Source organism: Kitasatospora sp. NPDC004799 (genome assembly GCF_040609095.1).
Taxonomy (GTDB): domain Bacteria; phylum Actinomycetota; class Actinomycetes; order Streptomycetales; family Streptomycetaceae; genus Kitasatospora.
Window position 1 is genome coordinate 1 of sequence record NZ_JBEXJK010000494.1, and the last position, 5,624, is coordinate 5,624.

General features: G+C 73.2%; 4 protein-coding genes. All 4 read left to right on the forward strand.

Translation table 11 applies throughout. The features are described from left to right. Positions 1-37: 37 nt before the first annotated feature. On the forward strand, positions 38-505 hold the full coding sequence (locus ABZW03_RS36285) for a hypothetical protein (protein ID WP_355268347.1): 468 nt from the start codon (positions 38-40) through the stop codon (positions 503-505). Between the two features lie 146 nt (positions 506-651). Continuing rightward, positions 652-3,747: a SpaA isopeptide-forming pilin-related protein gene (locus ABZW03_RS36290; RefSeq protein WP_355268350.1), complete on the forward strand. Its 3,096-nt coding sequence runs from the start codon at positions 652-654 to the stop codon at positions 3,745-3,747. Positions 3,748-3,843: 96 nt separating this feature from the next. Then, a complete protein-coding gene (locus ABZW03_RS36295) occupies positions 3,844-4,200 on the forward strand; it encodes a metalloregulator ArsR/SmtB family transcription factor (protein ID WP_355268344.1) in 357 nt (118 codons plus the stop codon). Between the two features lie 128 nt (positions 4,201-4,328). After that, the coding region (locus tag ABZW03_RS36300) for an MFS transporter (protein ID WP_355268353.1) at positions 4,329-5,624 on the forward strand (1,296 nt) is incomplete at its 3' end.

A 5,624-nucleotide genomic window follows, 5' to 3' on the forward strand; every position in this document is an offset into this window, starting at 1 on the left:
GGCCGTCGAGCTGGGCAACCTGCTCGACCTGGCCGAGGTGCTGGCCGTCTCCGCGCTGGCCCGCGAGGAGTCCCGCGGCCCGGGCAGGACCGGTGCGGTGCCGCCGAGTTCGGGCAGGTCGGGAGCCGGCAGGTCCGCCGGGGTGCGGGTCGGGCCGGACCGGCCGGGGCCCGGCCTCCGGACGCGGACTTCGTACCGGGATTCCGGCAACTCGGCTGCCCCGGCGGCTAGTTGGTTCATTCCGAAGACTTCCTGCGGCTCGTTGACGCCGGGCAACGGCCGGGCGGGCCGGGGTCCTGCCACTCGGCCGTCCGGCGGACCGGCGTGTCGTTCGGGTGAGGCAGGTGGGACGGGCGAGGCAGGTGGGACGGGCGCTCGACGCGTCCAGGACGGGCCGCCGCTGATGGCGCATCAGGGCCGGAGGTCCCCGATCCGGGGTCGGGGGACCCAGCCGCTCCGGGGCCGACGGGGCCGATCGGGTGCACTTGGCGCGGCGTTCAGCTGAAACCGTCGGCGGGTCGCCGCTGCCCGGCGTCCTGGCTGAGCACACTCCGAGGGCTGTCTATCTGTTCATATGATGAAAGGACTGTTGTGAAGCTCGGTCAGCACCCGGCGAACGCCGTCGGCTGGGGACGAAGACTCGGCAGGGTGATGGGATCAGCCCTGGCCCTGACGCTCGTCCCCTTCGGCCTGTCGCTCGTCGCACCCTCGGCCGCCCACGCGGCAGGCCTGCCCGGAGGCCTCGGCCCCTGTCTGGGCGCGGACTGCCCGGCCACCTTCCCCCCGGTCAACAACGGCCCCTTCGCGGGCCGCGACGCCGGCGTGAACATCTTCGTCGGCGGCGACTTCAACGTCAGGGGTTCGGCCGCGGAGGCCGAGGGCCACGTGGTGACCCTCGGCAACTTCGACATGAACAAGGGCGTCGGGGTCAGCTCCGTCTACAACGTCGGCATCGTCGGCGTCGGCTCCCGCGTGCCCCCGCCGGACGGCGCCGACTTCCTCACCGCCGGCGGCAACGTCACCGTGGCCCCGGGGCAGTCGCTCCTGGCCGAGGGCGGCGTCGTCCGCTACGCCGGTACGGCCAGCGGCACCATCACCGGCACGACGGTCCAGGACCCGCAGGCCGTCGCCGCCTACACGCCGCTGCGCGGCCAGCTGCAGACGGCGAGCGAGTGCTACGCCGGGGTCGGCACCCCCCGCCCCGCCACCGGAACCGCCGTCAACCAGGGCTACCAGACCCTGTTCACCGGCGACGGCACCTCCGCCCTCCAGGTCTTCAACGTCGACTTCGACATCGCCGGAGTCGGGGGCACCACCCAGGGCATCGCCTTCGCCGGCATCCCCGCGAACGCCACGGTGCTGGTCAACCTCGTGGGCGGCGCCCGCACCATCAACACCTACAGCGGCAGCCTGTTCGACACCGACCCCTGGAACCAGCTGCGCGAGCGCCTGCTGTGGAACTTCCCGACGGCGACCACCGTCACCCTCACGGGATCGGGGCAGTTCCAGGGCAGCGTGCTGGTCGGCAACCCGGCCAGCACCGCCACCATGAACCTGCCCGGCCTGAACGGACGGTTCTTCACCACCGGCTCGCTGCTGCACAACTCCGGTACGGGGATGACCGGGACCGAGTTCCACGCCTACCCCTTCAACGGCGACCTCCCGGACTGCGGCACCACCCCGACCCCCACGGGCTCGACCAGCGTGACGAAGGTGGACTCGGTGACGTCGCTGCCGCTGGCGGGGGCGACCTTCCAGCTGTGGCACGAGACCAACGGCGTCGCGGGTCTGCAGACCACGGGGGCGACCCCGGACACGCCGGTGGGCGCTCCCTGCACCACCGGGGCGGACGGTGTCTGCTCGGCGAGCAGTCTGCCGCTGGGCACCTACTACTGGGAGGAGACCGCCGCGCCGCCCGGCTATGACCTGCCGCAGCCCGCGGTGACCACCGTCGTGCTGGACACCGACGGGCAGAACGTGCCGGTCACCGTCCGGGACACCCTGACCGTGCTTCCGACGGGGTCGACCAGCGTGACGAAGGTGGACTCCGCGACGTCGCAGCCCTTGGCGGGGGCGACGTTCCAGCTGTGGCAGGAGACCAACGGCGTTCCCGGTCTGCAGACCACGGGCGCGACGCCGGACACGGCCGTGGGGTCGCCGTGTGTCACCCCTGCGTCGGGTGTCTGTTCGGCGAGCGGTCTGCTGTTGGGCACGTACTACTGGGAGGAGACCGCTGCGCCTCCTGGGTACGACCTGCCGCAGCCCGCGGTGACCACCGTCGTGCTGGCCATGGACGGGCAGAACGTGCCGGTCACCGTGCGGGACACGGCGACGGTGGTTCCGACCGGGTCGACGAGTGTGACGAAGGTGGACTCGGTGACGTCGCTGCCGCTGGCGGGTGCGACGTTCCAGCTGTGGCACGAGACGAACGGCGTTCCGGGCCTGCAGACCACGGGGGCGACCCCGGACACCGCGGTCGGCGCGCCGTGCGTGACCCCCGCGACGGGTGTCTGCTCCGCGGCCGACCTCCCGCTGGGCACCTACTACTGGGAGGAGACCGCCGCGCCTCCCGGCTATGACCTGCCGCAGCCCGCGGTGACGACCGTGGTGCTGGACACCAACGGGCAGAGCGTCCCGGTCACCGTCCGGGACACCCTGACCGTGCTTCCGACGGGGTCGACCAGTGTGACGAAGGTCGACTCGGTGACGTCGCAGCCGCTGGCCGGGGCGACCTTCCGGTTGTGGCGTGAGAGCAACGGCGTTCCGGGTCTTCAGACGACGGGGGCGACGCCGGATACGGCGGTCGGCTCGCCGTGTGTCACCCCTGCGTCGGGTGTCTGCTCGGCGAGCGGTCTGCCCTTGGGCACCTACTACTGGGAGGAGACCGCCGCGCCTCCCGGGTACGACCTGCCGCAGCCTGCGGTGACGACGGTCGTGCTGGACACGAACGGGCAGAACGTTCCGGTCACCGTCAGGGACACCGCGACCGTCGTTCCGACGGGGTCGACCAGTGTGACGAAGGTCGACTCCGTCACTGGGCAGCCGCTGGCGGGGGCGACGTTCCAGCTGTGGCACGAGACGAACGGCGTCCCGGGCCTGCAGACCACGGGGGCCACTCCGGACACCGCCGTCGGTTCCCCGTGCGTGACCCCCGCGACGGGTGTCTGCTCCGCGGCCGACCTCCCGCTGGGCACGTACTACTGGCAGGAGACCGCTGCGCCTCCCGGCTATGACCTGCCGCAGCCCGCGGTGACCACCGTCGTCCTCGACGCGAGCCGGCTGAACGTCCAGATCACCGTCAAGGACGTGAAGACGCCTACTCAGACCGGTTCCACCTCCGTCACCAAGGTCGACGCCGACACCGGTCAGCCGCTGGCCGGGGCGACCTTCCAGCTGTGGCGCGAGAGCAACGGCGTCGCCGGTCTGCAGACCACGGGGGCTACCCCCGACACCGCGGTCGGCGCGCCGTGCGTGACCCCCGCGTCGGGTGTCTGCTCGGCGGACGGCCTGCCGCTGGGCACGTACTACTGGCAGGAGGTCTCCGCGCCCGAGGGCTACAGTCTGCCGCAGCCCGCGGTGACCACGGTCGAGCTGACCGCGAACTGCCCGTGCGTGGCGATCACGGTCAAGGACAGCAAGTGCCCGCCGCCGCCGTGCCCGCCCGACCCGTGCGAGCCGGGCCACGAGTGGCGTCCGTACGTGCGCTACACGCCCGTTCCGGGTTTCCTCTGGGGCGCGAACGCGTGACGTGAGGACCGGGCCGTGCCTGCCGACGCTCCGGCTTCGGCCGGCACGGCCCGCCCGGGCGGGGCCCCGGAGGGTCCTGGGCCCTACGATGGCGCCATGAGCGGGAGCCTTCGGATATCAGGTGCGCATCATGCGCAGGAGTACCGGGACGACGAGCGGCTGGAGGCCGCGGCCGGCATCCTGGCGCTGCTCGCGGACCGCACCCGGTTGGCCCTGCTCCAGCGGCTGAGCGCCGGTGAGGCCGACGTGACCACGCTGACCGAGGCGGCCGGGGCGCCCAGGACGTCGGTCAGCCAGCACCTCGGCAAGCTCCGGCTGGCCGGCCTGGTGACGACGCGCAAGGATGGCCGGCGCGTGGTGTACGCGCTGCGCCACGGCCACCTGCGCCGACTGGTCGACGAGGCGCTGAGCGTCGCCGACCACCAGATCGGCGGGCTCCCGCCGCACGACTGAACGATCCGTTCCGGCCCGTGCCCTCCGGGGTGCGGGCCGTTCTTCCGTCAATATGTGCACGCGCGCGCACATGTTGACCTATCCTGGTCGTGTCGTCCTGCCGCGCCCAGTCCGAGCGGGGTCCCGCCATGCTGTCCGTGCTGCGCAACCGCACCTATCTGCACCTGTTCGCCGCCCAGATCGTCGCCCTGCTGGGCACCGGCCTCGCCACGGTGGCGCTCGGCCTCCTCGCGTACGACCTCGCCGGGGCGGACGCCGGATCGGTGCTCGGCACCGCGCTGGCGATCAAGATGCTCGCGTACGTCGGCATCGCCCCGGTGGTCACCGCGCTGGCCCACCGCATCCCGCGCCGGCGGCTGATGGCCGCCTCCGACCTCACCCGGGCCGCCGTCGCCCTCACCCTGCCCTTCGTCACCGAGGTGTGGCAGGTCTACGCCCTGATCTTCGTCCTGCAGTCGGCCTCGGCGGCCTTCACCCCGGCGTTCCAGTCGGTGATCCCCGAGGTGCTGCCCGAGGAGCGCGCGTACACCCGCGCGCTCTCGCTGTCCCGGCTCGCCTACGACACCGAGAGCCTGGTCAGCCCGGTGCTCGCGGCCGCCCTGCTCGCGCTGATCAGCTACCACTGGCTGTTCTGGGGCACCGCCGCCGGGTTCCTCGCCTCCGCCGCCCTGGTGGTCTCCGCCGTCCTGCCCAAGCCGCTCCTGCCCGAGCCGCTCCTTCCCGAGCAGCTCCGGCTGGAGCGGGCGGGGGCGGGGGAGGGCGTCCTCGCCAGGTCCGTCCGCGGTACCCGGCTGTTCCTCGCCGTGCCCCGGCTGCGCGCGATGCTCGCCCTGGACCTCGCGGCGGCCGCCGCCAGTTCCATGGTGATCGTCAACACCGTCGTCCTCGTCCGGGGCGAACTCGGCCGCACCGCCACCGACGTGCCGATCGCGCTCGGCGCCTACGGGGTCGGGTCGATGGCCGTCGCGCTGCTGCTGCCCCGGGTGCTGGACCGGACCCCGGACCGGGTGGTCATGCTCCCGGCGGCCTTCGGCATCGTCGGGCTCTTCGCGCTGCTCGCCGCGCTCACGGCCGCCGGGCCGGGCGGCTGGCGCTGGCCCGTCCTGCTCGCCGTGTGGGCCGCCTTCGGTGCGGCCTGCTCGCTGATCCTCACCCCCACCGGCCGCGTCCTGCGCGACTCGGCGGCCACCGAGGACCTCCCCGCCGTCTTCGCCGCCCAGTTCTCCCTGTCCCACGGCTGCTGGCTGCTCACCTACCCGCTGGCCGGCTGGCTCGGCGCCGCCCTCGGCCTCGCCACCGCCTCCGTCGCGCTCGGCGTCGTCGCTCTCGCCTCCGGCCTGCTGGCCGCCGGTGCCTGGCGCGCGGTCGAGGTTCTCCCCCCACTGGGACCCGCGGTCGCCGGCGGCGGTGATCCGGGCCTCGGA

What these genes read in the sequence shown, in the direction of transcription:
- ABZW03_RS36290 (WP_355268350.1), top strand. Translation starts at nt 652, where the DNA reads ATGGGATCAGCCCTGGCCCTGACGCTCGTCCCCTTCGGCCTGTCGCTC.
- ABZW03_RS36295 (WP_355268344.1), top strand. Translation starts at nt 3,844, where the DNA reads ATGAGCGGGAGCCTTCGGATATCAGGTGCGCATCATGCGCAGGAGTAC.